This is a genomic window from Gelidibacter sp., assembly GCF_035515035.1.
Taxonomy (GTDB): domain Bacteria; phylum Bacteroidota; class Bacteroidia; order Flavobacteriales; family Flavobacteriaceae; genus Gelidibacter.
The window spans coordinates 46,385-72,915 of sequence record NZ_DATJCA010000047.1 but is presented as its reverse complement, the minus strand read 5'-3'; the positions used below and the strand labels follow the sequence as shown (position 1 = coordinate 72,915).

Below are 26,531 nucleotides of genomic sequence, written 5' to 3'. Positions count from 1 at the left end.
CTGAAGTTTTAAAACTTTTAATCACCGCACCTCTTAAAATAGGAGTGATTTGTTTCGAAAGACACCTATTTAAAGATAAAACTGAAAGATGTAAACTACCAATGGTTTAGGTTTGATCTGGAAATCCATATTTATTAGTAATATGGAAAGAAAACCCACCTTGAAAGCGTGATTGTTTTCAAAATTAACAATTTATGGACGACCAAAAATCGGCATGAGTTTTGGAGCCATCTTACTAAAACTATGACTTTCAATAGATGGTATAATGTTTTAACCATCGCCAATCTAAATCCCAAATGGAGAAAACTGAAAATCTAAAAGCAGTAAAAAGCTGTGAGAAAAAAAAATAGCGTACATTTGCACGCTGAAAAAAAGCACCATATATATGGCTAAGATAAAAAATATTGCAATTATTGCACACGTTGACCACGGTAAAACCACCTTGGTTGATAAGATTATGTACCACTGTCACACGTTTCGTGAAAGCGAAAATACGGGTGATTTATTCCTTGACAATAACGATTTGGAGCGTGAGAGAGGTATTACAATTACCTCTAAGAACATTGCTGTAACTTACAAGGACACAAAAATTAATGTTATTGATACTCCCGGTCACGCGGATTTTGGCGGTGAAGTTGAGCGTGTACTGAACATGGCTGATGGCGTTTTGCTTTTGGTCGATGCCTTTGAGGGCCCAATGCCACAGACTCGTTTTGTGCTTCAAAAAGCACTTGATTTAGGTTTGAAACCTTGCGTTGTGGTCAATAAAGTTGATAAAGAGAACTGTACTCCAGATGAAGTGCACGAGGCTGTTTTTGATTTGATGTTCGAATTGGGCGCTGAAGAGTGGCAATTGGACTTTCCTGTAGTTTATGGATCTGCCAAAAATAACTGGATGAGTACAGATTGGAGAAAACCAACCGATTCCATAGAGCCTTTATTGGACATGGTTATCGAACATATCCCGTCAATGGAAGTTGAAGAGGGAACCACCCAAATGTTGATCACGTCTTTAGACTACTCATCATTTACAGGGAGAATTGCTATCGGACGTTTACAACGTGGCATTTTAAAAACTGGAATGAATATTTCTTTGGTGAAACGCGATGGAAAAATCGTGAAATCCAAAATCAAGGAACTTCACGTTTTTGAAGGTGTAGGACGTAGAAAAGTAGAAGAAGTACAGGCTGGAGATATTTGTGCTTTAGTTGGACTTGAAGGATTTGAGATTGGTGATACTATTGCGGATTATGAAAACCCAGAAGGTTTGGAATCCATTGCGATTGATGAACCAACCATGAGCATGCTATTTACCATTAACGATTCGCCATTTTTTGGTAAGGATGGTAAATTTGTCACCTCTCGACATATCAAAGACCGTTTGACCAGAGAACTTGAGAAGAATTTGGCCTTACGTGTCAACGCTACTGATAGTGCCGATAAGTTTTTAGTGTTTGGTCGTGGTGTTTTACATTTGTCTGTGTTGATTGAAACCATGCGTCGTGAAGGCTATGAGCTTCAAATTGGTCAACCACAGGTAATCATTAAAGAAATTGATGGTGTTAAATGTGAGCCTATTGAAGAAATGACTATTGATTTGCCAGAATCTGTATCTGGTAAAGCTATAGAAATGGTGACCATCCGTAAAGGTGAAATGTTGAGTATGGAAGCTAAAGGCGACCGTATGGTGTGTAAATTCTTAATTCCATCCCGTGGGATCATTGGTTTGCGTAACCAATTGTTAACAGCTACAGCGGGTGAAGCCATCATGACACATCGCTTTGTAGAATACCAACCACTTAAAGGTGGCATCCCTGAACGTCAAAATGGATCCTTGGTTTCTATGGAGAAAGGTCAGGCCATTCCATATTCTATAGATAAATTACAGGATAGAGGTAAGTTTTTCATCGATCCGGGAGAAGATATTTATGAAGGTCAAGTGATCGGAGAAAATTCTCGTGGAGATGATATGGCGGTAAACGTCACAAAAACCAAGAAAATGAGTAACGTTCGTTCTTCAGGAACTGACGATAAAGCACGTATTATCCCAGCGATAAAGTTCTCATTGGAAGAAGCTTTGGAATATATCCAAAAAGACGAATATGTAGAGGTAACGCCAAACCATATCCGTTTGCGTAAAATTTTATTGACGGAAACAGAACGTAAAAGAAATAAGTCGAATTAATAGATTCTAATTGAAATATTTAAAAAAGGAATTCCAGACGGAGTTCCTTTTTTGTTTCTACCAATAAATGCTTCAACATCAAATCATTTCGATTCATAGGAATATTCAGAAGGAAAAGAATGGCTTCATTAAAAATATTGTATTTTGGAAGCCAATTTCATTCTTAAAACTTTTAATCCTTGACATCCGTTGAAAGCGTATTCAATTGAACAATATCAACCCAAATTCAAGTCAGATTGGGACAACTTCGTAGCTTCTTCCAAAAATGCGACGTTCTTGTTCTATCGTGATTTTATGGAGTATCATCACGATCGGTTTGAGGATTTTTCTTTAATGGTTTTTAAGAAAGAGAAATTGGTGGCTTTATTGCCTGCCAATAGGAAAGGAAATGAAATTCATTCGCATCAAGGGTTGACTTATGGTGGATTGGTGTTACCAAAAAACATTCGATTTGAAACTGTTTTGCTCAGTTTTGAAATACTGTTGAAATTTTTACACGAACTAAATATCACAACGCTTTATCTAAAAGAACTCCCTTCTATTTATCATCAAATGCCTTCAGAGGAAATCCATTATTTGAACTTTATTCTAAAAGCAGAATTAATTCGAAGAGATACACTTTCAGTGATTGATATCCAAAACAAGGTGAAGTTTTCATCTGGCAGACTTGAGGGAATTAAACGCGCAAAGAAACATGGACTAAAGATTGAACACACTTATAACTTTGAAAACTTCTGGAATAAAATTCTAAAGCCTAATTTGGACAAAAGGCACAACGCGAGTCCTGTTCATTCGCTGGAGGAAATAGAATATCTGAAAGAGAAATTCCCGAAAAATATTCATCAATTTAACGTGTACCATGAGGGCGAAATTGTTGCTGGAGCGACAATCTTTGAAACAAAAAACATTGCACATTGCCAATATATTTCAGGAAATGACAACAAAAACACCTTAGGAAGTTTGGATGCTTTACACGATTATTTAATCCATAAAGTCTATGACAAAAAACGTTATTTCGATTTTGGCACCTCCAACGAAAACAATGGGAATACTATTAATGCAGGACTGCAATTCTGGAAAGAAGGATTTGGTGCGAGAACAATGACTCAGGATTTTTATAAAATCGACACCAAAAACTATAACATATTGAAATCGGTTCTCAAATGATAAAGTTTTTAGATCTTCATAAAATTAATGAACGTTTTGAAACCGATTTTCAAGAGCGGTTTAGGAGTTTTTTAAATTCAGGATATTATATTTTAGGAAGTGAAGTGGAGCAATTTGAAGCTGATTTCGCTTCTTATTGCGGCACTAAACACTGTATTGGGACCGCCAACGGATTGGATGCATTGACCTTGATTTTTAAAAGTTATATCCATTTAGGAAAGTTGCAGTGCGATGATGAGGTCATCGTCCCGGCTAATACGTATATTGCTTCAATCCTATCTATTATCAATGCAGGTTTAAAACCAATTTTAGTCGAGCCCGATCTTGAAACCTATAATATTTCGCCGAGAGAAATAAAAAAATATGTTGGTCCAAACACAAAAGCAATCTTGGTGGTGCATCTCTATGGTCAGTTGGCTGAGATGAATGTGATTAATGACATTGCCAAGACGGCGGGTTTGTTGGTGATAGAGGATGCGGCACAGGCACACGGAGCAGTAAAAAGATCCAAGTTGCAAGTTGCAAGTTCCAAGCTTAAAAGAGCTGGAAATTTAGGAGATGCAGCTGCTTTTAGTTTTTATCCGACAAAGAATTTAGGTGCTTTGGGAGATGCTGGAGCAATAACTACAAATAATTCGAACTTGGCAGACACCGTCAAGCTGATGCGTAATTATGGCAGTTCAAAAAAAAATGTGAATGATATCGTAGGAGTTAACAGTCGGTTGGACGAACTTCAAGCGGCATTTTTAAATATCAAATTAAAACATCTTGATGAGGATAATAGCAAACGCCGATCCATCGCCAAGAGGTATCTACGGGAGATAAAAAATAAAAAGTTGACCCTGCCGTTCTATAGCGGAGAACATGATCATGTGTTTCATGTATTTGTGATTCGAGTTAGTGATCGTCAAGATTTTGAAACTCATTTACAATCCCATGACATTGCCTATTTAATTCATTATCCCATTCCGCCGCACCAACAAAATGCTTTGCCTATGTTTAACAAAGACCTTTTTCCAATTACGGAAGAAATCCATAAAACCATCATTAGCATTCCTATGAGTCCCGTTATGAGAGAGGATGAGATCTCCACAGTTATTAAGGTTTTAAACGCATATTAAGTGGGAAAATTCAATAACTATATTAACGAACATGTGTTGTTTAAGGTAGCCAATCTTAATACCGTAACTATTATCACCAAGATCGTGGCGGGTATTTTGACCTCCAAAGCAATAGCTGTTTTTATTGGCGTTGAAGGCATGGCACTTATTGGTAATCTCAGGAATTTCTTGGGTGCCATCCATACCTTTTCAATTTTAGGTTTTTATAATGGCTTGGTCAAATCTATTGCAGAAGTTAAAAATGATGTTTTTAGACTAAGTCAAACCTTATCTACGGCATATTATTTAGGTTTTTTCTCGACGCTTTTGATTTCATTTTTGAGTTATTATAATGCAGAATCCATTAATAACTTTTTGTTTGCTGCCCATTATAATTATGCTTATGTCATTGAAATCATGGCATTGGCACTGCCGTTTTATGCATTGAACATGTTCAGTTTTGCCATAATGAACGGGTTTTCAAAGTACAAGATTTTACTGATCATCAATCTTATTGGTCAGATTTTAGGGCTCTTAATCACGTTGCTTTTAATCTATCAAAATAATATTGATGGCGCCATGATAGCAGCTGTTATCGCACCTTCACTTATTTTTCTGATTACTTTTATCGGTTTTGTAAACCAGCGCAGTTTAATGTCTTCCATCAAAATATCAAATGTCAATATTGGGGTATTGAGAAAGTTTGGACCTTTTGCCATTATGGCGCTCGTAACCGCAATAGCCATCCCGATGGTTTCCATTGTGATCAGGAATTATATTATTGATGAAGTGGGGATCAAGGAAGCAGGACATTGGGAAGCCATGCAGCGTATTTCAGATTACTATCTTATGTTTATCAATTCGCTGCTCACGTTATATGTTTTACCTCGTTTCAGTGAGATTGAGAGCAAAAAAGAATTCAGGCTGGAAGTCTTCAGTTTTTATAAAACGGCAATGCCCATTTTTGGGATTGGATTGGTCATGATTTATCTGTTGCGATCTTTTTTGGTGCCACTTATGTTTTCTGATGCTTTTAAGCCTACAGAAGACCTGTTTTTATGGCAACTTTTGGGCGATTTTGTAAAAGTGCTTTCCATTGTGATTGCCTATCAATTTATCGCTAAAAGAATGTTTACACATTTTATCATAATTGAAGTGTTTTTGGTGATTGTCATGTATCTGTCCAGTATTTATTTGATTGATATTTTTGGCGTTAAAGGTGCAGTAATAGGCCACTTTGTGAGCTATTTGATGCATTATGGCATTATTTTATTGATATTTGGAAGTTCTCTTTTTGGAGTGATTGGTAATACGGATGACCATTAATGCATGTCAAAACACAGATGAATATTGAAAAGAATATTCCACTATATAAACAGTAACCTGCTGCTCAAAATTGCATCATTCAATTCTGTTGCTGTTTTAACAAGAGTAGTGGCTGGATTTGTAACTTCTAAAGCGATTGCTGTTTTTATTGGTGCCGAGGGATTGGCTTTAATCGGAAATCTAAGAAACTTCCTAACCACAGTGGAGTCTTTTTCCACTTTGGGATTCTTAAACGGGATTGTCAAATACGTTGCAGAGTTTAAAGACGATAAGGCCAAACTTAACGAAGCTGTTGGTACGGTCTTAACCACCATCTTGATTGCGGCACTCATCATTTCATTGGGCCTCTTTTTTAATGCAGAAAGTCTCGCGTATTGGATTTTTGATTCTCAAGGAGCGTATTTTTTTATTCTAAAACTCCTGGCTTTCATGCTTCCGTTTTCTGCAATGAATTTAGTCTTGATGGCCATCATCAACGGACTCTCGAAACACAAAGTTTTTGTTAAGATAAATATTTTCAGTCAGATTTTTGGACTTCTCTTAACCTTGGCGTTGATATGGCAAAAACAGTTGAATGGCGCATTAATAGCCGCTGTAACTATTCCTGGATTGTTGTTTTTTGTCACTTTATTCAGTTTTTTTGATATCCGACATTTTTTTAATCCGGTCAAAATATCGAAAATCAATTTGAAAGTTCTAAAGAATTTTAGCCATTATTCTGCAATGGCTTTATTTTCTGCGGCGGTAATGCCCTTGATTTTTCTATTTATAAGAAATTATTTAATTGACCATGTCAGCATGAAAGATGCGGGCTTTTGGGAAGCCATACGACGGATTTCCAATTATTATTTGATGTTTGCCAACTCCTTATTGGTATTATATATTTTACCACGTTTTTCGGAAATAACCAATGCGATAGACTTTAGAAAAGAGATCGTGCATTTTTATAAAACCGTGCTTCCCATATTCGGAACTGTTTTATTGTTTATTTATTTTTTGAGATCTTATATTGTTGCTATCCTGTTTACTCAAGAATTTCAACCTGTGGAAGATCTTTTTATGTGGCAGTTATTGGGTGATTTTTTAAAAGTAATCTCTTCTGTTGTGGCGTTTCAATTAATCGCTAAGAAAATGGTCTTGTATTATATTGGCATCGAATTATTTTCATTCGTTATTTTATATCTAGCCAGTATTTATTTTATTGATATTTATGGGGTTGAGGGCGCTGTGATTGCTCATTTTGTTAACTTCGCTTTTCATCTAATAGTGATTGCTACTGTTTTTAAGAAGCTATTATTCAGCAAACAAAATTTCGAAATATGAGGAATAAGCTAAAACTGAAAATTGTTGGTTTTGTTATGTATTTGAGGAAAAAGTTTTACAAATTTGCTTCTACTAACTCGCGTGTAAAAGGTAGCTACGTTGCGTTCCAACCCGTAGTTATAAAAGGTAAAGGAAAGGTGATTTTTGGTGAGCATGTTCAAATTGGTGTGGTAAATTCCCCTATGTTTTATAATTCCTATGCCTATATTGAGGCACGTACTGAAAAATCCACCATCAGTTTTGGCCATAATGTGAGCATTAACAATCAATTTACAGCGGTGTCGGAATTGGCAATTAAAATAAAAGATGACGTGCTTATTGGCTTGAACTGTTCAATTTACGACAGTAATTTTCATGATTTGGACATGACAAATCGAAAACAAACAGATCCATCGCCAAAAAAGGTAATCATTGAAAAAAATGTTTTTATTGGTAATAACGTCACAATTTTAAAAGGCGTGACCATAGGTGAAAATAGCGTTGTAGCTGCGGGGTCAACCGTTTCTAAAAGTTTTCCGGCAAATGTGTTGATCGGTGGCTCTCCTGCAAAATTAATCAGAGAGCTGAATTAGTTTATTATCCAGGTATCGAGATACTTCTTGGCGATAGTTTTGTAATAATGTTCTCTTTCCACAAATTCTCGGGCATTTTTGGATATTTCTAAAATCTTTTCGGGATGCTCAATCAGCCAACTTAATTTATTGACTAAATAATCAACATCAGGAAGGGCGTTAATCACAATAGTATCCTCCTTCACGTCATAATAATCCAACCATTCCTGCTCAGCACCACTAAAAACCACTTTTCCTTTTGCCATCGCTTCCAACGCGTTGTAGCCTTGGTCATAGGAGTAAACCTGATCCAATAAAATATGGCAATCGTTATAAGTTTTTATGTATTGGTCGTATGGCAGACTCTGGGTCGTGGTGATTTCTACGGTATCACCGTATTTGGAAGCGATTATTTCTAAGGCCTCGGTGAAATAACCATTTCCTTTTGTTATACTGGCCACGGTATTAATGCCGTGGAATATTTTAATTTTTCCGCTTATTTCCATCGGAATATAACCTATCACATCAGTATTGATAGGATTTGGAATTAATCCTAAATAAGATTTATGGTTTAATAACGGAATGTGGTAATCCATGTCTGTAGCAATGACACCTTGGGCATTCTTGTAAATAAAATCGTGAAGTTTTTTAAAATCGTCGTTGAGATATTGCAACTGAAATTTATAAGAACGCTTAAGCGAAGGATCTTTTAAATACGGACTCATCACACTATATTTGAATTTCCCATCCATCATATAGGACATACATTGGTAGTCAATACCACACGAAAGGAGGTAGAGCTTGCCATTGTGTTTTATTAGAGGTTCAAGTATCCCCATCTCCAAATTGGGAGTGCTTTTTAACGAAAACTCATTAATTAGCTGAACAACATCAAACCCTCTCAATTTCTTTGAAAACCATCGGACTTTGAGATAAATCTCATAAGCTCCCAAGTCAATCGAAGTGAGTTTATAAAAACCAACCTTAAGTTTTTTTAATAGTGGATGGTGGAAAGAATGGTCGATTTTAAGGTCAACAGGGAAATTTTTGAAATGATCACCAGAAGCCACTATAGTTACTCGATGTCCTAAAGCTTCCAATCCTTCTTTGAGTGAATTATGGAGCCGACTATATTCACCGACCAAAAGAATGTTCATTAATTGTATATTTGATTTTGTAAACTTAATAAAAATAGTGGTTGCTCATCATGAATCTCTTGGCAGAACCTAAATTGAAAATCTGCGTGGTGTCTATTTCTTTGGCTAAGGGAGGAGCAGAGCGTTCCACTGCTATTTTATGCAAAATGCTTCAAGGCGAAGGTTTTGAAGTGCATCTCGTACTCTTGAACGATGCCATTGACTTCGAGTTTCATGGCCAGCTTTTAAATTTAGGATTGGATAAAGAATATCCCAACCGTCCTTGGAAACGCTTCAAGCGCATTCAAAAATTAAGACACTATCTAAAAACCCATAATTTTCACTATATCATTGATAACAGAGCCAGAAGCTCGGCATCCGTTGAATTGCTGTATTTGAATTATGTGTATCAAGGGTTTAAATTTATATATGTCGTAAGAAGTCGGCACCTTGATAATTACCTCACAAAACACAAATGGGTTGCCCAGTTGATTTTGAAGAAGGTCGATAAAATAGTTGGCGTTTCAAAAGATATTTCTGCATCTATCAATTCAGAATTTAAAACAAAAAAGACACTGACGATCTATAATGCTGTTGAGAATTTCAATGAGCAACAAAGTAAAAAGGAAGTTCATGAACCTTATATCCTGTTTTTGGGCCGATTAGATGACAAAGTAAAGAATTTTGGATTATTGATTGAAGCCTATAAGTTGTCTAAATTATCCAACCATTCTGTCCAACTTTATATTGTTGGAGATGGAGAGGACAAGGAAATGATTCAGCAAAAAATCAATTCTTTCCAGCTCCAATCACACGTTAAACTTTATTCTTTTACACCCCATGTATATGGTCTATTGAAAAATGCGTTATTTTTAGTTTTAACAAGTAGGCATGAAGGCTTTCCACGTGTGTTAATAGAAGCACTTTCTGTAGAAACGCCGGTCATTTCAGTAAACTGTAAAAGTGGTCCATCAGAAATAATTGATCACGAAATAAACGGGTTATTAGTGGAGAATCATAACCCGAAAGCCCTAGCTCAAGCATTTGACCGTTTTTTGTTGGACATAGATATTTATAATACCTGTAAATCAAACAGTAAACAAAGCGTAGCCCACCTAAATCAAAGCATCATTGGGAAACAATGGTCAAAAATTTTAACGCCATGAACAGAGTAGAACTTATAACTATCCCAAAAATTGAAGACACAAGAGGAAATCTTGCAGTTATAGAAAAGGAGTGTATTCCTTTTGAAATAAAAAGAGTGTATTATTTATACGACGTACCAACTGGAGCTTATAGGGGAGCACATGCTCACAAAGAGCAGAGCGAATTTTTGATTGCGCTTAGTGGCAGTTTTGAAGTGGTTCTGGACGATGGTTTTGAAATACAGAGATTCATGTTGAACAAACCAAATATAGGTCTGTTCGTTCCCACGATGATGTGGCGTGAACTTGATAACTTTTCCTCCGGGGCCGTCTGTTTGGTCTTGGCTTCTGATACGTTTGATGAAGCAGATTATATAAGGGAATACGACAAGTTTAAGCTATTTAAAAGCACTCAAATGAATTCCTAAATATTCAATTCGTTTTTTGAAAAAATAAAAACACCGAACCACACTGGGCGGTTGTTTCAATAAAAATTGCTGTTTTTTGTTCAGGTTCTTATAATCGATTGCTTTTTCAAACCTGTTGAAACTGATTTGGTCATTTTCCAATTTTGATAAAATGGCCATCGAAAATCTGTTTAAATCTATAAATTTTTTCATGCTTGGATTGACGGCTTCCAAATCTGTATAGTTATCAAATTTGGGTTTGTCAACCACTCGTTTTATTTTATTGGAAAGACTCTCTTTTCCATAGCGATAAGTCACCAGTGGAAGATTGATAAAAACGATTTTGTAATGAATTCCAATTCGAATCCATAGATCGGTGTCCTGACCACTTTTTATAGACGTGTCATAAGTACCAGTTTTGGCAAAAACACTAGGATGGACAACAGTACTGGAACTTGTCAACAGGGTGTTGATATAACTGGATTCAAAATAATCAACCAAATAAATTTCTCCATCCGTGATATTTTTGATAGAATATACGGAGCGAATTTCTCCATTTGCAGTTTCAATAGATACCGCAGTCGCATATACCTTTTGGTTTGGATAAGATAAAATTAGTTGATGTATTGTTTCGAGATAGTTTTCTTGCCAAAGATCGTCCGCATCTAACAAAGCGAAGTACTTTCCATTTGCATTAGATATGGCGGCATTTCTTGCTGAAGCAGCACCTTTGTTATCTTGTTTGAAATATCTGATTCGGTGATATGAAATTGATTGCACCACAGCCTCACTACCATCCGTTGAGCCATCATTGACCACTATAATTTCAAAATCATGAAAAGTTTGTGCCCGTACACTTTCAAGGGTGGATTTTATGAAATTCTCCTTATTGTATAACGAAATCAAGACGGAAAAAAAAGGCTTCATGTGTTTCTATTAATGTTGAACTTATAGCACATATAAGAGATGCGATAGAGTTGCATTAGAGGTATTGACGGATTTTCACTCAGGAGATTCTTTCGCATTGCCGATCCAAATGCATCGTACAAATATGAAAAGAAATAATGTAATCGAAACTTTTTAAGTCTTATAAAAAAAGAGAGCAAATCATTTTCATGCTCTTTTATTTTATCATTTTGAAAGAGTTTTAATAGCGTATTTGCAGCGGCTTCCTTTTTATGTAAAAAAGTGGCACTCGACTCAATCCCTAAATGCCTTACGGGATTATTAACATGAAAAACGGTTATCTTATGCTGTTTCAAGAGCGCTCCAAAATAATTGTCATACCCGTAGCCACTGTCTGTTATATCCGAATTTATAAAATTGAAAATACTTTTTTTAATCATGAAATTGGCTGAAATAACAATCTTGTAAGGTTTTTCGTTTCTTGAATTGGCATCAATTGCTTCTTTACTTCTTCCATATTTCCAACGTAGGATTCGAACGGCTTCAGGCGGTGTTGGTGCATAGGAAAAACCACCGTAAACGGCCTGAAAATTTTTCGGCATTAAATTCACGTAATTTTGAATGTATTCGGAGTTTTCTGGCATCACATCAGCATCAAGAAAGAGCAACCACTCATATTTTGCTTTATTGCTTAATAGCTGGCGTGTTTGGGTTCGGCCGTAATTTTTATCTGATTTTTCGAAATGGGTATGGGAGAAATCGTTAATTTTCGAATTTTCGATGATGAATTGGTTTTCCGAAAAATCATCCCAAGCGATAATCTCGAACGCTAGCTTTGAAGACATCAGCTGCTGGTGAAGGTCTTTCACAAGCGCTACAATAGTGTAGTTATATACAGGAATTAAAACCGAAATCATTTCTCAAATTAAAATTTAAAAATACATTTTTTATAGTGAAAATAATGGCTTTGAGTTAATTGGTTTAGATTTGTGAGCATAAATGGCAATACTTATGGAAATTTTAAGCAGTCGAGAAATTTCAACTCTTATTTACCAGAATATAGAAAAGAAAAAGGAGGAGTTGAAGGCAAATTACGATGCCTCGAAAGCAAGTATTGGCTATTTTTTTATCGATGATGTGTTGCCTATTCAAATTGCTAAACAATGTTTTGAAGTATTTCCAGAGCCATCGGCCATGCGTTGTCTTAAAAGTTTTCGGGAATATAAACACGTCTCCGCTCAAATGGATAAGCATGATGGATTTTTGGAAGCTGTGATTTATGCTTTTCAAGACGAAAAAATCGTAGAGCTTATTGGTGATATTTGTGGGATTAAATCCCTTTATGCCGACGGATCTCTTTACGCGGGTGGCTTATCATTAATGGCGAAAGATAATTTTTTGCACCCACATTTGGATAATTCTCATGACGCTGAACGTGAACGTTGGAGGGTTTTAAACTTACTATATTATGTCACGCCAGATTGGGCATTGGAGAATGGCGGGCATTTGGAATTATGGCCGACTGGACCAAAACAAAAACCACTACTTATTGAAAGTAAGTTCAATAGACTGGTAGTTATGGCAACGCACGATACCTCCTGGCACTCGGTGAATAAGGTTGCTATTGATGGTAACAGATGTTGTATTTCCAATTATTATTTCAGTGATGCACCATTAAAATCTACGGATCAATTCCATGTCACGAAATTTAGAGGCCGTCCCGAAGACACGTTAACAAATATCATTTTGGATCTTGATGCGAATCTTAGAATGCTGCTCCGGAAAATTTTTAAGAAAGGGGTGCGGAAGAATCCCCATGTGTATAAGAAGAGCAATAAGTGATTGGTCTCTCAAAAATCCAATCTTCTAAAATGGTACAGTAATTGTATTTTCTGTTTTATGAAAAATATTTACATCTTACTTTTTGGGCTTTTAAGTGTATCATTTGTTAGTGCACAACAAGAATTCCACGTATTTCCGAATGGAAAATCTTCCGGGAAGGGGAGTCTTTCAAGTCCGTGGGACCTGCAAACTGCTTTTAGTCAAAAACCTGATGTTGTAAATGGAGGTGACACCATTTGGTTGCATGAGGGTGTTTATACGGGGCGTTTTATTAGTTCAATAAAAAGTACAAAACCAAATCAGTTCATCACAGTCGCTCCTTATAATAATGGAAAGGTGGTTCTTAATGGAAATATTAAATCCACCAGCAATGGCGTTCTTGAAGTAAAAGGAGGGCAAGTTATTTTTAGGGATTTTGAGGTCACTTGGTTAGGAGCATTTTCTAGAAATGAACATGACAAGGATTTTCAGTCATGTGCAGGTGTTTTTCATACTTCAGGAGAAAATTGTAAATTTATCAATTTGAAAATATATAATAATCCAGGATTAGGTTTTGGCTCATGGAAGCATACCGGGGGGAGTACTATTGAAGACTGTATGATTTATTTTAATGGTTATATGGCCAAAACAGGTAAAGGTGCAGGAGAAGGGATGTATGTGCAAAACCAAAGTGAGAACACCAGATATATTCGAAACAATATCATTTATAATAATTACTATAAGGGAATCGAAGTATGGTCGGCAGGAAAGCGGAAAGATTATGAGTTTGTTAAAAATATAACCCTAAAAAACAATGTAATCTTCAATAGTGGTGGACTTTCAGGAAATTCACGAGATAATTTAATTATTGCCACAGACGATCGGAACGGAATTAATATAGCCAAAAACATAAAGGTGATTGATAACATTTTTTACCATAACACTGATTTTTTAAAGAATGAGATCAATGGGGATGCGGCTTCTTTTACTTTAGGATTTAGAAAAAACGCTCCAGTGGAAGATGTTTTGGTGCAGAATAATGTCATTATTGGTAGAAACAATGCACTGCGCTTACTGCACATGAAGTCTGCAACATTTAAGAACAATAAGGTGTACTCCGGATATGTTGCTTTAAATACGGAGGAAATGACCTATATCTCAAACTGGAATTTTGATAACAATCACTTTTTTACTAAAAGGGAAAAGGCATATCGCATTGACACTAATACACTTTACACTCTTAAAGAGTGGCAAAATCTTTATAAAATAGATTCCGATAGTAAATGGAGTCATATCAAGGATTTTGACATGGATCCAGTATTATCTGTGACACAAAGTAGTCAGAAAGCCAATCGTTTTACAGTTGTGCTTTTTGATAAAAAAGGCAATAATGTTGCAGTTGATTTTTCAGAATACGATCTCACTAAATGGGATGGGTACAAAATTTATGATGCTGAAAATAGCAGTGAATTGGTCGTGTCAGGTAAAATAAGTTCAGAAGGTCTCATTGAGTTTCCTATGGATCTAAAAGCATTTGAAAAGCCTTTGCACAACACCATCGCACAAAAAACTTCTGATAATTTTGGAGTATTTATTATTGAATTTCAGAGTGAAGAAGCTTCTGATAAAACACCACCTTTATTTAAACGTTTATTTGGTTGGTTAGGATTTTGAAGCAATTAAAACTGTTTCTGGAGATCGATAGCCTAAATATGCATCCTCTTGTTCTGGTCTAAATGTTTTTACCGACACTTTAAATCCAACCTGCTCTAAGCGTTTTTTTAATCCTTGAACCGAATAAATACGGACATGATCGTCTTGACCAAAAGCTTGTAAACGTTGTGATTTGGTGATTTTAGTGGTGTCTTCGTAGATGGTTCCACCCTTAAATGGCGTTTGGAGATAACATGTGCCATTTGGTTTCAAAACCCGAAATAATTCCTTCATTGCAATAATGTCTTCTTCAATATGTTCCAGAATATGATAACAAATAATGGTATCGAAACAGGAATACTCAAAGTCGATTTTCCTAATATCGATTTTGTAATCGGCTACAAATTCATTTTCAAAATCTGTACTGAAATAGTTGATGGAATTTAGTTTTTTGAAAGTTCTGTACAAACTTCGCGACGGCGAAAAATGCAAAAGATTCCCTTGTAACGCATGGTCATTTAAAAGGAAACTATATAATCGGCGCGTTCTACTTCTGCTCCCACAGGCTGGGCAAAGCAAATCGTGGGACTTCAATTTCACAAATCGGTTAAGCTTTGTTTTGCAGATGGGGCATTGGTGATTATTTCCCAAGTAGTTAATGGTGATCAACCGCCTAAAGAGAAATTCGTGCTTAAAAAGAAAACTTTGAGGAATAAAGCCCTTTAGAATTTTTTTTAAACCGTTGTACATTTTAATTGCCTTTGCGTTGCACCACTTCAAAAACCTTGTTTTCGTCACATTTTAAGGTTTTGCTTGGGTAGCGAAGCAGGAGCGCATAATCGTGGGTTGCCATTAAAATGGTATTGCCGTTTTTATTGATTTCACGCAACACCTCCATAACTTCAATGCTGGTCTGCGGATCTAAATTTCCCGTAGGCTCATCCGCCAAAATAAGTTCAGGGTCGTTCAATAAAGCTCTTGCAATGGCAATACGCTGTTGTTCACCACCTGAAAGCTCATGTGGATATTTAAAGCCTTTAGTTTTCATGGCCACTTTATCAAGAACTTTTTCAACCCGTTCCCTGATTTCATTTTTGTCCTTCCAACCGGTAGCTTTCAGTACAAATTCCAAATTGCCATTAACGGTTCTGTCCGGCAACAATTTAAAATCCTGAAAAACAATACCTAATTTTCGTCTTAAAAATGGAATGTCCTTTTCTTTTAACGTTCGTAAATCAAAATCTACAATATGGCCTTCTCCAGTAGTTAATTCCAGATCGCCATAAAGTGTTTTCATAAAACTACTTTTTCCACTTCCAGTCTTTCCAATGAGATACACGAAATCGCCTTTTTTCATTTCAACATTAACTTCAGACAACACCATACTGTCTCCTTGATATATGGAGACATCCTTTAATTCTAAAACAGTTTCAGACATTTTTTACGTGAGTTTTTAAGAGTTGTAAATGTATTGTTTAAATAATCAAATATCAAATAATTTGGGAATGAGATGGTAGGGGGTAGTCGGTAGTTTGCAGTCGGCAGTCTTCAGTTGGCAGTTTGTTAATCCTTAAATATCGACGATTGGGCATTTTAAGGTTTTTTATTCTAAATGTCACAACAGAAGTCACATGGAGCCTGACATCCTCTGGACCATCTGTGAAAAGTTTTTAGGTTGTTGTTCAGTCCACCACTGTTTCGTGTTCAAATAGTATTATTAACAGACATCTTTGCTGCCTACTGAGTACTGCCGACTACTAATTGCCTGCTAAATCCCGCCCACTTCTCTTTTAATAACTCCGTGTATAATTAAAATTTTTTTCCTTCGTTATAGCTTTAAGATTCAAGTATCTTTGATCGTCAAAAAAAAACAAATTTAATGCTTAATAAAAAACTCTCACTTTTGGTAGGCTTCCTATTACTTATAGGACATACCTACGCTCAACAATCGGCAACTTATACCAATGAACTGGTCGATTATCAAAAAGCACTTACTTTATATAATAACAAACAATATCAAGCAGCACAAAGCATGTTTGATAAAGTTAAAGACGCGACCGATAATGAACAGTTGATTGCGGATTGCACGTACTATTACGCTAATTGTGCCGTGCGACTCAATCAGATAAATGCCGATGCCCTCATTGAGGATTTTGTTGAAAAACATCCCACCAGTACCAAACGGAATTCTGCATTTATGGATGTAGCCGATTATTACTTTGATAACGGCAAATATGCTTATGCCAGAAAATGGTATGAGAAAGTGGATGAAGGTAATATTGGTATATCAGAACGCGATCGGTTTTCGTTTAATTACGGATATAGCCTATACTCAACAAAAGACCAAGTTGAAGCACAAAAATACTTTAATCGTGTTGTGAATTCGAAAGAGTATGGTTCACAAGCCAAGTATTACATTGGATTTATGGCTTATGAAGGTGATGATTATGATCGTGCCAATGAATATTTCGAGCAAGTAAGCGAAAATGAAAAGTATCAGGAAAAGCTCTCTTATTATCAAGCAGACTTAAACTTTAAGCTCGGGAAATTTGAAGAGGCAATAAAACTTGCGGAAGCGCAAATGAAAAAGAGCAATCCGAGTGAAAAATCGGAATTGTCCAAAATCATTGGCGAGAGTTATTTTAACCTTCAAAAATACAAGGAAGCCATTCCGTATTTGACCGCATATAATGGAAAGAGAGGAAAATGGAGCAATACCGATTACTACCAATTGGGGTATGCCTATTATAAGCAAAATGATTTTGAAAAAGCCATTTCTGAATTCAATAAAATCATTGGAGGGAATGATAGTGTCGCGCAAAATGCGTACTACCATTTAGGTGAAAGTTATGTGAATCTCAATAAAAAACAAGAAGCATTGAACGCTTTTAGAAATGCTTCCCAAATGGATTATAATCTTAAAATTCAGGAAGATGCTTGGTTAAATTATGCAAAACTGAGTTATGAAATAGGAAATCCATACCAATCGGTGCCACAGGTTTTGACCAGTTATTTGGAGAAATACCCACAAACAGCAAGCAAATCTGAAATTGAAACCTTATTGATTGACTCTTATATCACCTCAAAAAACTATAAGGAAGCTTTAAGATTATTGGAAGGTAAAAACAGTTTTGAAAATAAAGTCGCTTATCAAAAGGTCGCTTTTTACAGAGGAATTGAAGTTTATAATGAAGGCAATTATAGAGAGGCCAAAAACTTGTTTGAAAAATCGATAAAGGAACCACGGGATGCAAAATTTACCGCGAGAGCCACGTTTTGGAAAGCAGAATCTGATTATCACATCGGAAATTATGATGAGGCATTGATCGGTTTTAGACAGTTTAAACAACAAAATGAAGCTGCTTCAACACCAGAAATGACCAACATTGATTATAATTTGGGCTATACTTATTTCAAACAGAAAAATTATTCAAAATCGACCGAACATTTCAAAACATTTGTCAACCAACGCAAGGATGATAAATTGCGATTGAACGACGCTTATTTGAGATTGGCAGATGGTTATTTTGTGTCGTCGGATTATAAAGATGCCATTGATGCTTATGATAAAGCCATTGCCTTAAAACAGATTGAACCTGATTATGCCGATTTTCAAAAAGCGATGAGTTATGGCTATATCGGTCAGGATAACACGAAGATTCAGGAACTGAACAGTTTTATAAATAGATACAGCAAATCGTCTTTAAGAGATGATGCGATGTATGAATTGGCAAATTCTTATGTGAAAGCCAATCAGAATGATAAAGCGATTGCTATGTATGACCGATTGAATTCGGAGTATAAGAATTCTGTATTCATTTCGAGGTCAATTTTGAGACAAGGGCTTATTTATTATAATGCGGGTCAAAACGAACAAGCTCTGAACAAGTTTAAAAACGTTGCCAGAAATTATCCAAGCAGTGAAGAAGCCGTTCAGGCTGTATCCACATCCCGATTAATTTACATTGATACTGGAAGAGTTGACGAATATGCGGCATGGGTGAAAACTTTGGATTATGTGCAGGTGACTGATGCTGATCTTGACAATACGACCTATTTGGCGGCAGAAAAGCAGTATTTGGAAAATAAGACGGATAATGCCATCAAACAATTTAATGGGTATTTAAATCAGTTTCCAAATGGGATGCACGCTTTAAAATCGCACTTTTATTTGGGAGAATTATATACTAAAAAATCCCTGCCTGAAACTGCACAACCACATTATGAGTTTGTAGTGAATAAACCTAAAAGCGAATATTCAGAGCAAGCCATCGTCAAACTATCGGAGATTTATTTGAACGGTTCACAATGGAATAAAGCCATCCCACTTTTAAAACAATTAGAAGTAGAAGCCAATTATCCGCAGAACATCATTTACGCACAATCTAACTTGATGAATGCTTATTACCAACAGGAAAAGTACAAAGACGCAGAAAGCTATGCTGAAAAGGTGTTATCGGGTTCTAAATTGGACAATAAGGTTAAAAGTGACGCACAGATTATAATTGCGCGTTCGGCCATAAATACCGGAAATGAATCTAAAGCAAAATCAGCATACGCCACGGTTGAAAAGATAGCCACAGGCGCTTTGGCTGCTGAAGCTTTGTATTACAACGCTTACTTCAAAAACAAAGAGGGAGATTACGAAGCGTCTAATGCAACGGCCCAAAAATTGGCTAAGGATTTCGGGAGTTACAAATATTTCAGTGCAAAAGGTTTGGTGGTCATGGCTAAGAATTTTTATGCCCTTAAAGATGCGTTCCAAGCCACTTATATTTTGGAAAGTGTGATTTCAAACTTTCCTGAATTTAAAGACGTCGTACAAGAAGCACAAACGCAACTCAGTACTATTAAAGCACAAGAAGCAAAAACAAATTCATCAATCACAACAGATAACTAAATTCCTGTCAAGGCACCATTTTCTGAAATATTTCACGATTATGAGTGTCACTAACATTTGAAATTTAGAATTTTATTTTTGGAAATTAACACGTAATAAACAATGCTGAAACAAATCAAATATATTTCCCTCATCGCAGTTGTAATAAGTACTGCATCTTTTGCCCAAGAACGCACAAAAGATACTTTAGATTCGGAAGTGGTCAATGTGGTCAAACCTTATACCCCAACGGTTGCGGATGCCTTTAAAATTAAAGAAACCCCAATTTTGGATGATGACGTCAACACCACAAAAAAAGAGATTAAATACAATATTTTTTCAATTCCTGTGGCGTCAACTTTCACACCGGCAAAAGGAAAGGCGGCAACGGTTAACAAACCTAGGGCTGTTAAATTATATGATAATTATGCGTCCTTGGGCGTTGGCACCTACACTACCATATTAGGAGAAGTTTATCTAAATCAGGAGTTGGGGAGAGGAGAGAATGTTGGGGGCTATTTTACGCACCATTCCTCAAGTGGTGGCATTGATGGTCTACTTTTGGATGATGATTTTATTGATACTAAGCTGAATGTGAATTACAGCCAAAGACTTAGAGATTTATCGTGGACCGTGGAAGGCGGTGCTTTATATCAAAAATACAATTGGTACGGATTACCACAGCCTTATTTTGATGCTACAACTGCTGACATGTTAGATGTAGGTCACACATTTTATGGTGGGAATGTTGGTGCTAAAGTGAAATTTCATGATTATCTAATTAATGATGCCAGTGCGCGCTATAGAAGATTTGGAGATAATCAGGGGTCTGGTGAAAATCGCTTTGTATTGAAAGCCTCTGCAGATGTCCCTATTCAGGATGAATTGATATCTACGGAAGTTACCATCGATTATATCAATGGTTCTTTTGATAGAGATTTTTATACGGACAATAAATTTCAATATGGAAATGTAAGTTTTGGGATTGCACCAAGCTACCAATTGACCCAAGATGATTTAACACTGAATCTGGGCGTCAATTTGGTATATAAAAATAATACGGGCGATTTTGGAGCGAGTAAATTACATATTTATCCAAATATTACGGCAACTTTCAGAGTGGTGGACGAGTTGATGATTGCTTTTGGGGGTCTTGAAGGTGGGCTCAAACAAAACTCTTATTATGATTTTGCCCAAGAAAATCCATTTATATCACCAACACTTTACATAAGTCCAACCGATCAAAAATACAATTTGTCAGTGGGTTTAAAAGGGAAATTGTCCAATAGCATAAGCTATAGCGTAAGCAGCCGTTATATCAATGAAAATGATAAGGCCCTGTACACTTCAAACCCTGTTTATATTGGAGCTACTGAGGATTATCAATATGGAAATTCCTTTGGAATAGTTTATGACGATGTCAAAACGTTTTCGTTTGGGGGTGAACTAAATGTTGATGTCAACCGAAATTTTAAATTAGGTGCCAAAGCTGAGTATTTTTCTTATAGCTCCAGTAGACAAGCAGAGGCTTGGAATCTTCCAGACCTGAAAGCTTCGTTATTTATGGATTACCAGATTGATGAAAACTGGTTTGCTGGAGCAGGGCTGTTTTATGTAGGCGAACGTAAGGATCAGTTTTTGGAGGAAAATATTAATGAATTTGTGTTACCCATACAACAGACCATGACATTGGATAGTTATTTTGATGCCAACGCGCATGTTGGCTATCGTTTTGATGAACAACTATCATTTTATATTAAAGCCAATAATATTGCAGATAAGAAATATCAACGCTGGATCAATACGCCAGTTCAAGGTATCCAGTTTTTGGCAGGAGCCACTTACCAATTTGATTTCTAAACACTCCCTACGAAAGCGAATTCCTGCGAAGGCAGGAATCTTATGATGAGAAGTGAAATTTAGTTGATTCGACTACCTTAAGAGATTTAAAGCACCCAAATTTTGGGTGCTTTTCACATTTGTAACATTTTTTTATAGAACGCGAATAACAAAGAAGAAACAGATTTTTGCTGATTAGTCTTGTCTTGTATGCTTTACTAATATAAATCATCGGTCTTATCTACCAGAACGGAATTCTGTGTCCCACAAAAAAAATGTTTTTGACATTTTTGAAAATAAAAGCTCTCCGTTCAAAAAGGTTCTTGCTACTTCCAATCATCTTAATATCGGATAGCTTATAATTTGAGTATATCCGATAAAAAGAGTATCTTAGTGAAGTGAAACATTTAGATTTAACATATAGAGAAGAAATGACGCCTATTTTTGAGCGTCTAGAGGAGAAGCTGGAGCAATTAAAAAAGCACCGGCCTTTGCCTTCCATGGCCTTAAACAAAATTAGGGAGGCTTTGACAGTTGAGTGGACCTATAATTCCAATAGTATAGAAGGTAATACTTTAAGTTTAAGAGAAACCCAAATGGTATTGCAAGATGGTATTACTATAAAAGGGAAATCATTAAGAGAACATTTTGAAGCAAAAAACCATGAACGGGCCATAAATCTTCTTTATAAATTAGTAGAACGTCGTGAAACACTTTCCATTCATGAAATCCTTTCTTTACATGGGCTCGTTTTGAATTCCATAGAAGAGGAATTTGCTGGAAGACTTCGTATGGTGGTGTGCGCATTTCGGGAGCAAATTTTGTGCCTCCCAATGCTGTAAAAGTGTCTGGTTTGATGGATGATCTTTTAACATTTATCAAAGAGAATCCTTTAAATTTGAATGTTATTGAGCTTGCTGCCGTGTTTCACCATCGGTTTGTTTGGATACATCCATTTTTTGACGGAAACGGCAGGACCGTAAGGTTGGCCATGAATTTGTTGTTGATGATCCATGGTTTTCCGCCAGCTATTATCCTGACAAATGATCGGATTAAATATTATACAGCGCTAAATGATGCCAACAATGGACGTTATGGAAAGTTGATGCTCCTTATGTCCCAGGCCATAGAGCGTACCTTAAATATTTATCTTAATGCTTTGCCCGGAAACACCTTGGAATACACAGAAATTTCCAATTTGGTAGAAGAGGAAAATCTTCCCTATGGGCAGGAATATATCAGTCTTTTGGCACGTACAGGAAAGATAGATGCTTATAAGGAAGGCAGGAATTGGCTAACGACAAAGGAGGCTATAGAAGAATACGTAAAAAATAGAAAACGAAAGAGATAAGTTTTGAAAAGCATTTCAATTGGAATGCTTTTCTTATTTTTACAATACTATCAATAACCAACTGTAACCAATTATTAAGATGAAAAAACTATTAGTTCTCCTTTTTATCACCCTTATTTTTTCTTGTGAAAGCGAAAAAACAGAGGTCGATTCGATCATTATCAATGCGAATATCTATACAGTAAATGACAATTCTGACAAAGCCGAAGCCTTCGCCATTAAAGATGGTAAATTCCTCGAAATAGGAAGTTCTAAGGCCATTCAGGACAAGTATGCTTCCAACAATATTATCGATGTTAACGGAAAAACCATTGTTCCTGGATTTATTGATGCACATTGCCATTTTTTGGGATTGGGATTAAACCAACAATCGGTTGACTTGGTGGGGACTAAAAGTTTTGAGGAAATCATTCAACGTATTAGCGAATTTCAAAATGAAAAAAAACTAGATTTCATAACAGGTCGTGGTTGGGATCAAAATAATTGGGAAGTCAAGGAATTTCCTAATAAAGCCTTATTGGACGTATTATATCCAGATACGCCAATCGTCTTGACCCGTATTGACGGACATGCAATTTTGGCCAATCAAGCGGCTTTGGATTTAGGCAAAGTGACTGTTGATAGTAAAGTGAGCGGAGGCGAAGTCGTTATTGAAAACGGAGAATTGACAGGAGTTTTAGTAGATAATGCAGAGAATTTGGTGATGGCATATTGGCCTAAATCTTCTAAGAAAGAATTGACCAATGCACTTTTGGATGCTCAAAAAATCTGCTTTGAGTATGGATTGACCACAGTTGATGATGCGGGATTGTCGCGACAAGCCATTGAACTTATTGATAGTTTACAGCAGTCAGGCGATTTGAAAATACGTGTGTATGCCATGGTATCGGGATCAAAGGAAAATGTCGATTATTATTTAAACAAAGGGGTGAGTAAAAACGATAGGCTAAATGTAAGTAGTTTTAAATTCTTTGCCGATGGTGCTTTGGGTTCAAGAGGAGCCATGTTAAGAGCGCCATATAGTGATAAACCAAATCATTTCGGATTGATGGTAACGGATCTTGAGACCTTTAATAATGCCGCAAAACGAATTGCCAATTCCGAATTTCAAATGAATACTCATGCCATCGGCGATTCTGCCAATCATGCAGTATTGCAAACTTATAATAAAGTACTAAAAGATCAATCGGATAGACGCTGGCGTGTGGAACATGCGCAGATTGTATCGCCTGGAGATTTTGAACTCTATAAAAACGTCATGCCTTCGATTCAACCAACACATGCCACTTCTGATATGTACTGGGCAGAAGACCGTTTGGGATCAGAACGAATTAAAGGTGCTTACGCTTACAAAGAATTATTGGATGCTTACGGTAAAGTCGCTTTGGGAACTGACTTTCCAGTGGAGCAGGTGAGTCCGTTCTTAACGTTTTATGCGGCAGTAGCACGTCAGGATCTGGAAGCATATCCAAAGGATGGCTTTCAAATGGAAAACGCATTGAGCCGAGAGGAAACTTTAAAAGGTATGACCATTTGGGCGGCTTATTCCAACTTTGAGGAGAACGAAAAAGGAAGCATCGAAAAAGGTAAATTCGCCGATTTTATCATCCTTGATAAAGATATTATGACCGTTGACGTTCATGAAATCCCGAATATTAAAGTTGAAGGAACTTTTGTGGGTGGGGAGAAGCAATAAGTTTTTTCTGTAGTTATTTCACAGAGTTACACGGAGAGATTTGTTAATTTATATTAAACTCTATGTGTATCTCTGTGACTTCTCAGCGAATCTCTATGTAATAAACTTTAATAAACTCGCGCCAAATAATCATAATGCTCACCCTCCATTATGAGTTCGCATTCTAATCCCACCGATTTGCAGGCCGTTACCAATGTTTCAAAATCGATATAAAGCCAAGTGGTAAGCGGCTCTGATTCGCCTTTATAACTCACCAGATAATCAAGTTCACCGTAGTAATTGGAGTTCAAGTCCTGCCAATAACCACCGTCCTCATCTTCATACATGTAGATGATATCTGTAGAATCAAGTAATATCTGACCACCAGGATTTAATATAGATTTGAGATGGTTCAAATAGTGGGGTACTTTTGAAAGCTCTTGAAATATTCCGCTTCCATTCATCAATAATAAAATGGTATCAAATTTTTCGGTTTCATCTAAAAGCGCAATAACTTCGGCATTTTTGACCCCACGTTTTTTTGAAACCTCTATGGCACCTTTAGAAACGTCAATAGCCTTTACGTCAAAACCTTGTTCCTGAAGATACAGCGCATGACTTCCAGCGCCGCAGCCCACATCCAAGACCCTGCCCTTAACATGCTCCATGGCTTTCTTCTCTAATATTGGCATTTCATCATAATCCCTGAAAAGGAATGGCAAGGGCAGTTCATCCTCATCAGATATGTTTGTAGATGTGAAAACATCTTCCGTATAATTCCCATTATAATAATCCAATAATGCTTTTCCGAATATATCTCTCATAGAAAGTTTTTTTTCATTTCCGTAAAGTTGGAAATCTTAAGTTCTAAATGTGTTATTTTTACACTAAGTAAGAGGTCGTGCAGAATCTCACAGAGTAAGACAAAGATAAGCATAAGGTGCATAGAACCTTCTGTGGTATGATAAAAAAGTACGTGCCAATACAATCGGATGCTGTCAAATCTGTTGTTATAAATTTAGAGTTATTGCTGACTGTTAAGTCAGGTTGAGTTTATCTAATTGTGAGCTAACAAATAAGTCAATTGCTAATACTGATCGGAAGATGTTGTTTTCCTATTAAAAATTTAGTCGAATAAAAACACAAATAAAAATAAAATTATGGCTATGAAAAGAGGTATTCTGTTTTTAATATTAACCTTGTCGATGTCCAATTATTGTTTGTCCCAGGAATGGTTGACCTCCCTGGAGGCTGCCAAACGCATTGCTTTAGTTCAAGATAAATTTCTGTTCATGATGTGGGAAGATGCCACTTCAATACCGTATCCCGTAATCATGAAGGATACCAATGGGACCCAAGTATTATTTGACGATTTATTTAAAAATGAAGAGATCAATGAAATCATTTGGAAATACTTTGTGCCCGTAAAGGTCAATGAAAATCTCTATGGCGAGTTATATGATGCCGTAAAAGATAGCAGGAGCAAGAGTTATTTGTTTCAATTTGAAGATGATAATATTAAGATTATGGATGCTAATTTAAATATTGTCAATACCTCGTATTCGCCTGAAGCTTATTTCAATTTATCACAATTCATCACCAATTATGGGTTGAATACTTCTTTTTTGAATGCGGAATTACGTAATTACTCAGAGCATAAAGATTTTGGTACCGCTTATCGATTAGCTTCAAAATATATGGATTATGCGATTTTAGTCAATAAAAACGTGAGAAAAGACATTATTGATTTGTCATTAATTTATTTAGAGGAATCAAAAAAGCATTTATTAACAAGCGATATAGAAAATAAGAAACACTTTGAGGATAAAATGAATTTATTAAATTACTCACAATACCTTCTTGAAAATAAACCAAGGAAAGTGCTTCGTTTATTGAAAAAATTTGACGTTTCAGCAATTGATGAAACCACTGAATCTCTTCTTGCTTTTCTATATTATACGGCGTATCAACTTAGAAAAGATGTTAAAAATTCAGAGCCATGGAAAAGTAAAGTTTCTTTAGTAAATTTAAGGAAAGCAGAATTGATCACTCAACTTCATTTATAGC

General features: G+C 36.2%; 22 protein-coding genes. 16 read left to right on the top strand and 6 right to left on the bottom strand.

Features of this window, described 5'->3' with window-relative positions; genetic code table 11:
• The first annotated feature begins 385 nt into the window (after positions 1–385).
• The 6 genes from typA (at position 386) to VLZ86_RS04215 (ending at position 7,673) form a co-directional block, all read left to right on the top strand.
• Positions 386–2,185, top strand: coding sequence for a translational GTPase TypA (gene typA / locus VLZ86_RS04240; protein WP_325449065.1), 1,800 nt, complete (start codon positions 386–388; stop codon positions 2,183–2,185).
• Positions 2,186–2,374: 189 nt separating this feature from the next.
• Complete coding sequence (locus VLZ86_RS04235; RefSeq protein ID WP_325449063.1) at positions 2,375–3,352, top strand: GNAT family N-acetyltransferase; 978 nt, start codon at positions 2,375–2,377, stop codon at positions 3,350–3,352.
• Positions 3,349–4,473 carry a DegT/DnrJ/EryC1/StrS family aminotransferase gene (locus tag VLZ86_RS04230; protein ID WP_325449061.1) on the top strand — a complete coding sequence of 375 codons (1,125 nt, stop codon included), beginning with the start codon at positions 3,349–3,351 and terminating at the stop codon, positions 4,471–4,473. The genes VLZ86_RS04235 and VLZ86_RS04230 overlap by 4 nt, the downstream gene beginning before the upstream one ends.
• Positions 4,474–5,778: an O-antigen translocase gene (locus VLZ86_RS04225; protein WP_325449059.1), complete on the top strand. Its 1,305-nt coding sequence runs from the start codon at positions 4,474–4,476 to the stop codon at positions 5,776–5,778.
• 24 nt (positions 5,779–5,802) lie between these two features.
• Positions 5,803–7,101, top strand: coding sequence for an O-antigen translocase (locus VLZ86_RS04220; protein ID WP_325449057.1), 1,299 nt, complete (start codon positions 5,803–5,805; stop codon positions 7,099–7,101).
• Positions 7,098–7,673 carry an acyltransferase gene (locus VLZ86_RS04215; protein WP_325449055.1) on the top strand — a complete coding sequence of 192 codons (576 nt, stop codon included), beginning with the start codon at positions 7,098–7,100 and terminating at the stop codon, positions 7,671–7,673. Before VLZ86_RS04220 ends, VLZ86_RS04215 begins: the two co-directional genes overlap by 4 nt.
• On the opposite strand, the gene VLZ86_RS04210 is transcribed toward VLZ86_RS04215, so the two are convergent.
• Positions 7,670–8,809, bottom strand: coding sequence for a glycosyltransferase (locus VLZ86_RS04210; protein ID WP_325449053.1), 1,140 nt, complete (start codon positions 8,807–8,809; stop codon positions 7,670–7,672). The genes VLZ86_RS04215 and VLZ86_RS04210 overlap by 4 nt on opposite strands.
• A 50-nt stretch (positions 8,810–8,859) precedes the next feature.
• Here VLZ86_RS04210 and VLZ86_RS04205 point away from each other — a divergent pair, with 50 nt between their 5' ends.
• Together VLZ86_RS04205 and VLZ86_RS04200 are read left to right on the top strand one after the other, a co-directional pair.
• Positions 8,860–9,954 (top strand): glycosyltransferase, encoded by a 1,095-nt coding sequence (locus VLZ86_RS04205; RefSeq protein ID WP_325449051.1) that lies wholly within the window; start codon positions 8,860–8,862, stop codon positions 9,952–9,954.
• Positions 9,951–10,361, top strand: a complete 411-nt coding sequence (locus tag VLZ86_RS04200; RefSeq protein ID WP_325449049.1) for an FdtA/QdtA family cupin domain-containing protein — start codon at positions 9,951–9,953, stop codon at positions 10,359–10,361. Before VLZ86_RS04205 ends, VLZ86_RS04200 begins: the two co-directional genes overlap by 4 nt.
• Here VLZ86_RS04200 and VLZ86_RS04195 read toward each other — a convergent pair.
• Together VLZ86_RS04195 and VLZ86_RS04190 are read right to left on the bottom strand one after the other, a co-directional pair.
• Positions 10,332–11,267 (bottom strand): glycosyltransferase family 2 protein, encoded by a 936-nt coding sequence (locus VLZ86_RS04195; protein ID WP_325449047.1) that lies wholly within the window; start codon positions 11,265–11,267, stop codon positions 10,332–10,334. The two genes, VLZ86_RS04200 and VLZ86_RS04195, sit on opposite strands and share 30 nt — an antisense overlap.
• A complete protein-coding gene (locus VLZ86_RS04190; RefSeq protein WP_325449045.1) occupies positions 11,264–12,163 on the bottom strand; it encodes a glycosyltransferase in 900 nt (299 codons plus the stop codon). The genes VLZ86_RS04195 and VLZ86_RS04190 overlap by 4 nt, the downstream gene beginning before the upstream one ends.
• A 94-nt stretch (positions 12,164–12,257) precedes the next feature.
• Between VLZ86_RS04190 and VLZ86_RS04185 the strand changes: the two genes are divergently transcribed.
• Positions 12,258–13,088, top strand: coding sequence for a 2OG-Fe(II) oxygenase (locus VLZ86_RS04185; protein ID WP_325449043.1), 831 nt, complete (start codon positions 12,258–12,260; stop codon positions 13,086–13,088).
• Positions 13,089–13,145: 57 nt separating this feature from the next.
• Positions 13,146–14,741 carry a hypothetical protein gene (locus VLZ86_RS04180; protein WP_325449042.1) on the top strand — a complete coding sequence of 532 codons (1,596 nt, stop codon included), beginning with the start codon at positions 13,146–13,148 and terminating at the stop codon, positions 14,739–14,741.
• On the opposite strand, the gene VLZ86_RS04175 is transcribed toward VLZ86_RS04180, so the two are convergent.
• Positions 14,730–15,314 (bottom strand): class I SAM-dependent methyltransferase, encoded by a 585-nt coding sequence (locus VLZ86_RS04175; RefSeq protein ID WP_325449040.1) that lies wholly within the window; start codon positions 15,312–15,314, stop codon positions 14,730–14,732. The genes VLZ86_RS04180 and VLZ86_RS04175 overlap by 12 nt on opposite strands.
• 157 nt (positions 15,315–15,471) lie before the next feature.
• Positions 15,472–16,158, bottom strand: coding sequence for a cell division ATP-binding protein FtsE (locus VLZ86_RS04170; RefSeq protein ID WP_325449038.1), 687 nt, complete (start codon positions 16,156–16,158; stop codon positions 15,472–15,474).
• Positions 16,159–16,599: 441 nt separating this feature from the next.
• Between VLZ86_RS04170 and VLZ86_RS04165 the strand changes: the two genes are divergently transcribed.
• From VLZ86_RS04165 to VLZ86_RS04145, 5 genes are all read left to right on the top strand, one after another.
• Entirely contained in the window at positions 16,600–19,620 is a 3,021-nt protein-coding gene (locus VLZ86_RS04165) for a tetratricopeptide repeat protein (protein WP_325449036.1), read from the top strand.
• A 102-nt stretch (positions 19,621–19,722) separates the two neighbouring features.
• Positions 19,723–21,459 (top strand): TonB-dependent receptor, encoded by a 1,737-nt coding sequence (locus tag VLZ86_RS04160; protein ID WP_325449034.1) that lies wholly within the window; start codon positions 19,723–19,725, stop codon positions 21,457–21,459.
• Positions 21,460–21,836: 377 nt separating this feature from the next.
• A complete protein-coding gene (locus VLZ86_RS04155; RefSeq protein ID WP_325449031.1) occupies positions 21,837–22,280 on the top strand; it encodes a hypothetical protein in 444 nt (147 codons plus the stop codon).
• 14 nt (positions 22,281–22,294) lie between these two features.
• Positions 22,295–22,789 carry a Fic family protein gene (locus VLZ86_RS04150; RefSeq protein ID WP_325449029.1) on the top strand — a complete coding sequence of 165 codons (495 nt, stop codon included), beginning with the start codon at positions 22,295–22,297 and terminating at the stop codon, positions 22,787–22,789.
• A 79-nt stretch (positions 22,790–22,868) separates the two neighbouring features.
• Positions 22,869–24,485: an amidohydrolase gene (locus VLZ86_RS04145; RefSeq protein WP_325449027.1), complete on the top strand. Its 1,617-nt coding sequence runs from the start codon at positions 22,869–22,871 to the stop codon at positions 24,483–24,485.
• Between the two features lie 107 nt (positions 24,486–24,592).
• On the opposite strand, the gene VLZ86_RS04140 is transcribed toward VLZ86_RS04145, so the two are convergent.
• Positions 24,593–25,288 carry a class I SAM-dependent methyltransferase gene (locus VLZ86_RS04140; protein ID WP_325449025.1) on the bottom strand — a complete coding sequence of 232 codons (696 nt, stop codon included), beginning with the start codon at positions 25,286–25,288 and terminating at the stop codon, positions 24,593–24,595.
• A 342-nt stretch (positions 25,289–25,630) separates the two neighbouring features.
• Between VLZ86_RS04140 and VLZ86_RS04135 the strand changes: the two genes are divergently transcribed.
• A complete protein-coding gene (locus tag VLZ86_RS04135) occupies positions 25,631–26,530 on the top strand; it encodes a hypothetical protein (RefSeq protein ID WP_325449023.1) in 900 nt (299 codons plus the stop codon).
• The last annotated feature ends 1 nt before the right edge of the window (position 26,531 follow it).

What these genes read in the sequence shown, in the direction of transcription:
- VLZ86_RS04140 (WP_325449025.1), bottom strand. Translation starts at nt 25,288, where the DNA reads ATGAGAGATATATTCGGAAAAGCATTATTGGATTATTATAATGGGAAT.
- VLZ86_RS04170 (WP_325449038.1), bottom strand. Translation starts at nt 16,158, where the DNA reads ATGTCTGAAACTGTTTTAGAATTAAAGGATGTCTCCATATATCAAGGA.
- VLZ86_RS04165 (WP_325449036.1), top strand. Translation starts at nt 16,600, where the DNA reads ATGCTTAATAAAAAACTCTCACTTTTGGTAGGCTTCCTATTACTTATA.
- VLZ86_RS04230 (WP_325449061.1), top strand. Translation starts at nt 3,349, where the DNA reads ATGATAAAGTTTTTAGATCTTCATAAAATTAATGAACGTTTTGAAACC.
- typA (WP_325449065.1), top strand. Translation starts at nt 386, where the DNA reads ATGGCTAAGATAAAAAATATTGCAATTATTGCACACGTTGACCACGGT.
- VLZ86_RS04215 (WP_325449055.1), top strand. Translation starts at nt 7,098, where the DNA reads ATGAGGAATAAGCTAAAACTGAAAATTGTTGGTTTTGTTATGTATTTG.
- VLZ86_RS04185 (WP_325449043.1), top strand. Translation starts at nt 12,258, where the DNA reads ATGGAAATTTTAAGCAGTCGAGAAATTTCAACTCTTATTTACCAGAAT.
- VLZ86_RS04145 (WP_325449027.1), top strand. Translation starts at nt 22,869, where the DNA reads ATGAAAAAACTATTAGTTCTCCTTTTTATCACCCTTATTTTTTCTTGT.
- VLZ86_RS04135 (WP_325449023.1), top strand. Translation starts at nt 25,631, where the DNA reads ATGAAAAGAGGTATTCTGTTTTTAATATTAACCTTGTCGATGTCCAAT.
- VLZ86_RS04160 (WP_325449034.1), top strand. Translation starts at nt 19,723, where the DNA reads ATGCTGAAACAAATCAAATATATTTCCCTCATCGCAGTTGTAATAAGT.
- VLZ86_RS04200 (WP_325449049.1), top strand. Translation starts at nt 9,951, where the DNA reads ATGAACAGAGTAGAACTTATAACTATCCCAAAAATTGAAGACACAAGA.
- VLZ86_RS04210 (WP_325449053.1), bottom strand. Translation starts at nt 8,809, where the DNA reads ATGAACATTCTTTTGGTCGGTGAATATAGTCGGCTCCATAATTCACTC.
- VLZ86_RS04150 (WP_325449029.1), top strand. Translation starts at nt 22,295, where the DNA reads ATGGATGATCTTTTAACATTTATCAAAGAGAATCCTTTAAATTTGAAT.
- VLZ86_RS04190 (WP_325449045.1), bottom strand. Translation starts at nt 12,163, where the DNA reads ATGATTTCGGTTTTAATTCCTGTATATAACTACACTATTGTAGCGCTT.
- VLZ86_RS04195 (WP_325449047.1), bottom strand. Translation starts at nt 11,267, where the DNA reads ATGAAGCCTTTTTTTTCCGTCTTGATTTCGTTATACAATAAGGAGAAT.
- VLZ86_RS04205 (WP_325449051.1), top strand. Translation starts at nt 8,860, where the DNA reads ATGAATCTCTTGGCAGAACCTAAATTGAAAATCTGCGTGGTGTCTATT.
- VLZ86_RS04180 (WP_325449042.1), top strand. Translation starts at nt 13,146, where the DNA reads ATGAAAAATATTTACATCTTACTTTTTGGGCTTTTAAGTGTATCATTT.